Below are 4,975 nucleotides of genomic sequence, written 5' to 3'. Positions count from 1 at the left end.
GCGGTAGTTAATCATAAACAACCCGATCACCTCGTGCCCCTGCTCCTTTAACAGCCAGGCTGCTACACTCGAATCAACACCACCTGAAAGTCCTACTACTACCCTGCTCATTTATACATTTTTAGGGCGGCAAAAATACAATGAAAAAGTGGAAAGGCAAAAGGAAGGGTTAGCGATTAAGGATTAGATAGTAATTGAGGGAATTGGTAAATGAGTGATTGAGTGAATAAGGAAGTAAAAAAGATTGCTGAATGATGATTAATGATTTGTGAAACGGTTGGCGCATGTTGCGGGGTGGAAATCGGAGAGCGTCAGTGTCCGGTAGGACATGACGGTCAGGAAAGGAACAGAGACAACGCGCCGCACCGACCCCTTCATGCAATTTGTAAGCAGTTGTTATTCTTGGGAATAGCGTCGGAGAACAAGCCAATTTGAGGTTTTCTCTTGTGCAGCGTAAAGTTCAATGTATTCGACAATTTTGGTTTTATGTTTTAAAAAATAACAGATTTTTTGTAATAACCTTAGCTTTGGGAGTACTCCCAAAGGCAATGTTCAATAAACTGTGTCAAATATTCAAATCACCTCCATTTATTGTGTTTTTCGTTATTCATCATTGGTTATTTGTTATTGAATATTCTTCTTGCTCTTCCAAAATTTATATTTATGTATAAAGGGTCGTTACGAAATAGGGAGTGGGACGTGGGTAAGTCGAAATTGTTGCAAAACCAAATCTTATTCTCCTGAAAAACAACACAATGAATCACAACAATTACCCTTTTGTGATACTTCTGTGATAAAACCAAACTACCTTTCGGCTGTTCAACTTAGAAAACTTTATCATGGAAAAAGCATTGATCATTGAAGACGATAAGGATATTTCCGAATTGGTTGCCATTCATCTAAGCGATATGGACCTGGAAGTTGATAAAGCTTTCGACGGAAAAGACGGTTTAATGAAAGCGCTGAACAACCCCTACCGCTTTATTTTGCTCGATCTCCGGCTTCCGCTGCTCGACGGTTTTGAGATTTGTAAACGGCTACGAATGGAAAAGGTAAATACACCGATATTAATGCTGACTTCCAAATCGGAAGAGATCGACAAAGTACTTGGACTTGAAATGGGCGCCGACGATTATATCTCGAAACCCTTTGGTATTCGCGAATTACTGGCACGTATAAAAGCGGTGCTCCGGCGTTACGATTCAGCACAGACAAGTAGTGAAACGGAAGAAAAAGAACTTCGTTTCGATGATCTGTACATCAATGTAGGCATGCGTATTGTTGAATTAAACGGGAACCGGATTGAGCTTTCGCCAAAAGAATTCGACCTGTTGATTCACCTGGCATCGCACCCCGGACGAACGTATACGCGCATGCAGTTGCTTAACCAGATTTGGGGCTACGAGTTTGATGGATTTGAACATACCGTTAACTCGCATATTAACCGTTTACGTTCGAAGATAGAGACCAATATGAACGAGCCGCAATATATACTTACCACCTGGGGAGTCGGATACAAATTCAGAGAAAATTAAAAGCAAAACATTATGAGGACAAAGATATTTAACCGATTATACCTACAAGTGTCAGCCATATTTTTGCTGGTGCTTTTTATGTTTACGGCCATTGCGCTGTATATTTCGGTGCAATCGTCGGCCAAATATTCGGTAGAGGTGAACCAGCGCCTGAATCGTAACCTGGCAACCAGCACTGTGGAAGTTATTCAGCCGCTGATGAAGGACGACATTGCCAGCGACGAGGCCATTGCCGACATCATGCACTCAATGATGGTGATCAACCCGATTGTTGAAGTGTATTTGCTCGATCCGCAAGGACAGATACTGAATTACGTGGCACCTGAAAAAGTAGTAAAACTTGAGCGTGTGAACCTGGAACCGATCAGGGAATTTATTGCCGACCCGGATCACAGTATAATTTATGGCGACGATCCGCGGAATCCGGGCGAGTTTAAAACATTCTCGGCCGCCACCATTACCGAAGACGGTGTATTAAAAGGGTACATTTATATTGTATTGGCCAGCCAGGAATATGTTTCGGCGGCACAAACCGTAATCGGCAGTTATATCCTGGGCCTGTCCATCCGCTCGGTTATCATTATTCTCATCATTTCGGCGCTGGTGGGTTTGCTCGCCATTTGGGGTATTACCAAAAAACTAAACCCGATCATCGATGGAATTCAGGAATTTAAAAAGGGGAACCTGGCATCGCGGATTGCGGTGAAAAGCGAAGGAGAACTCGACCGGATTGCTTTGGTTTTTAACCAGATGGCCAACACCATCGAGCAAAACATCCGCGAATTGGAAGGCGTTGATAACCTTCGGAGGGAGTTGATCAGCAATGTATCGCACGATTTGCGTACGCCGGTGGCTTCCATCCAGGGATATGCCGAAACGCTGATACTAAAACAGGATAATATTTCGGATGAAGAACGGAATAAGTACCATCAAATCATTTTTAAAAGTTGTGGCCGTTTGCAGCGACTGGTGGAGGAACTGTTTGAATTGTCGAAACTGGAAACCAACCAGATAGAACTGCATACCGAGCCATTTTCCATTTCGGAACTGGTGTACGATATTGTGAATAAATACCGTATCCTCTCGCAAAAGAAAGGCATTAATATCGACACGGTAATTGCCAAAAATGTTCCGGTGGTAGAAGCTGATATTTCGCTAATCAACCGGGTGTTGCAAAACCTCATCGATAATGCCATGAAATTTTGCCGCGAGGGCGACAGTATCCTCATTGAAATTGACACCAAAGAACCTGAAAGAGTGGAAGTCCGTGTTGTTGATTCCGGGCCGGGGATTAAACAGGAAGATCTGCCGAACGTTTTTCAGCGTTACTTTAAAGGACGTAACGACGAGAACAGCACCGGGCTCGGGCTGGCCATCGTTAAAAAGATCATCGACCTGCACCATTCAAACATCCGGGTACAAAGCCAGTACGGAAAAGGAGCTAAATTTATCTTCGATCTGCCTAAGGCGTTTTCGGCATAATTAAAATCAAATAATATTCAGAAGAACTTATCGAAGGGCCGATCCATATGCGGCGCATAGCAGGGCACATTTTCAATAGAATTAGCGATTGCGCCTATTTTCAATTGGTCTTATTCTCCCCGGGCCACACTCTCCGCCGTCCGGCGTTTCGTTTTGCCCGGGGCAGAGTAATTCAACGAATTACGCCGCCCCGGGTTATGGATAATGAGTATTGAATCGTCCGGCGAAGAAAGATGATCGAAGCTCTTGGTTTTCCCGGACGAAAATGAGCTAAAACATTTTTAAATTGCGACAAGAGTGGATCCTCTATTTGACTTAATTCACAACCTCCTAAAACCCAAATCCCCACCAATCACAGAACCCTGAAAAAAGTTTATAAAAGCTTGAAATTCTTGTGACTTTGCTGTGATACTTTCTTCGGAATTTTGATGTGAGTTAACATTAAAATCTAAAAAAAATGAAAGCATTAAAATTTACAATGGTCGCAGCTTTGGCTGTAATCCTTTTTACAAGTTGCGAGAAAGACGAAATGATGGAACCGGAAACAAAAAGCGGTATGTTACCCGATGTGGTTCCTGCAAAAATGTACACGATAACGGTTGAAAACGTTTCTGTACCCTACCACTATTTTGAGGCAGGAGCCGAGTTTGGCGTTACCGGCGGCGATGCAGCTCCTCCGGCACATCCCGGCGAAACCATTACGGTTCATTTTCATGCCGGACCAAGTCACAAATTATCATTTGCCTCCATGTATGGCGCATCAAACGACTGGTTTTATGCTCCGGGCGACGATGGAATTGAACTATTCCCCGGAGGAACGGCACTGGAGGGCGACATTACAAGTATGATCTATTTATGGGATGCAGGAACAGAGGTTGACGGATCGACAACCGACAAAGAGGAAAGTAATCCGATCGACATGGTTTCAACAACAGAAGAAAATATTCAGGTGCTTCTTGAATACAACGGAGAAAGCATGTTTACACTAACAATCAATGTGCTTCCCGGATCGGCAACACCACTTTCGCCTACTGCCTGGGTGGTTCATTCAATGGATCAGCACCCGATTTTTATGGAAGGCGAACTGGATTACGGAATGGGACTGGAAGCTTTGGCAGAAACCGGAAATGCCGGCCCCTTGGGCGAATACCTGGAAATGCATAGCGGTTATGTATCGCCTGTGGCACCCGTACTTTGGGCGGTACACGCAAAAGATGAAATGCCCATCTTTACCAACAACACAGCCTACCGTGGCGAAGGATTGGAGCTATTGGCCGAAACCGGAAATCCGGGAGATCTGGCAGCCAGCCTGATTGGAATGGGATATCACGCAGGTGCTTACGCTGTTCCTGACGGGAAAAACAGTGCAGGTCCGCTTTTCCCCGGCGATAAATACACCTTTAGTATTGATGCCCAGCCGAACCAGTACCTGAGTATTGCCAGCATGTTGGGCAACTCCAACGATATTTTCTTTGCCTTTGGCGACAGTGGTATTAAGTTGAACTTTGGAAACGATGCCCAGGACATTACCCACGAACTGATGTTGTGGGATGCCGGAACGGAAGTAAATGAATACCCGGGAACAAAATCGATGGATGAAGATGAAGGCGGCGTAGTTCGTTTGCTCGACGACGGTTTCATGTATCCTGACGTAAATAAAATTATAAAGGTAACAATTCGTAAAAGTAAATAAGAGCGAGGGAAAATGTGAGTAAAGAATCCGCCGGTGAATGCCGGTGGATTTTTTTATTGCCTTTTTAAATGGTTCCTGCTGAAACAATACATCTGGCGTCTCGGAAAAACCTACATCAAAAAGAATTAACCCGAGTTCGATTTTTAACTGTTTAAATGTCAATAACTTGCAGAAATAAAACCTGAAAATATTCTTGGAAATAAAAAAGGATTTTGCTAATTTAAGAGTCTGACAAACAAATAATTAGAAGCAAAATCCATGCATT

General features: G+C 43.7%; 4 protein-coding genes. 3 read left to right on the top strand and 1 reads right to left on the bottom strand.

The window, feature by feature from the left end; genetic code table 11:
- Window positions 1-111, bottom strand: a 111-nt coding sequence (locus tag ABZB17_RS20490; RefSeq protein ID WP_372653144.1) for a 7-cyano-7-deazaguanine synthase, incomplete at its 3' end; no start/stop codon positions are given.
- A gap of 728 nt (window positions 112-839) precedes the next feature.
- Here ABZB17_RS20490 and ABZB17_RS20485 point away from each other — a divergent pair.
- The 3 genes from ABZB17_RS20485 (at window position 840) to ABZB17_RS20475 (ending at window position 4,710) form a co-directional block, all read left to right on the top strand.
- Window positions 840-1,535 carry a response regulator transcription factor gene (locus ABZB17_RS20485; protein WP_372653142.1) on the top strand — a complete coding sequence of 232 codons (696 nt, stop codon included), beginning with the start codon at window positions 840-842 and terminating at the stop codon, window positions 1,533-1,535.
- A 12-nt stretch (window positions 1,536-1,547) separates the two neighbouring features.
- Window positions 1,548-3,017 (top strand): ATP-binding protein, encoded by a 1,470-nt coding sequence (locus tag ABZB17_RS20480; RefSeq protein ID WP_372653139.1) that lies wholly within the window; start codon window positions 1,548-1,550, stop codon window positions 3,015-3,017.
- Window positions 3,018-3,474: 457 nt separating this feature from the next.
- Window positions 3,475-4,710, top strand: a complete 1,236-nt coding sequence (locus tag ABZB17_RS20475) for a spondin domain-containing protein (RefSeq protein ID WP_372653136.1) — start codon at window positions 3,475-3,477, stop codon at window positions 4,708-4,710.
- The last annotated feature ends 265 nt before the right edge of the window (window positions 4,711-4,975 follow it).

The organism is Draconibacterium sp. (assembly GCF_041583095.1).
In the GTDB taxonomy this organism is placed as follows: domain Bacteria; phylum Bacteroidota; class Bacteroidia; order Bacteroidales; family Prolixibacteraceae; genus Draconibacterium.
The sequence above is the reverse complement of the archived record's forward strand: the minus strand, read 5'-3'. Positions and strand labels throughout refer to the sequence as shown.

What these genes read in the sequence shown, in the direction of transcription:
- ABZB17_RS20485 (WP_372653142.1), top strand. Translation starts at nt 840, where the DNA reads ATGGAAAAAGCATTGATCATTGAAGACGATAAGGATATTTCCGAATTG.
- ABZB17_RS20480 (WP_372653139.1), top strand. Translation starts at nt 1,548, where the DNA reads ATGAGGACAAAGATATTTAACCGATTATACCTACAAGTGTCAGCCATA.
- ABZB17_RS20475 (WP_372653136.1), top strand. Translation starts at nt 3,475, where the DNA reads ATGAAAGCATTAAAATTTACAATGGTCGCAGCTTTGGCTGTAATCCTT.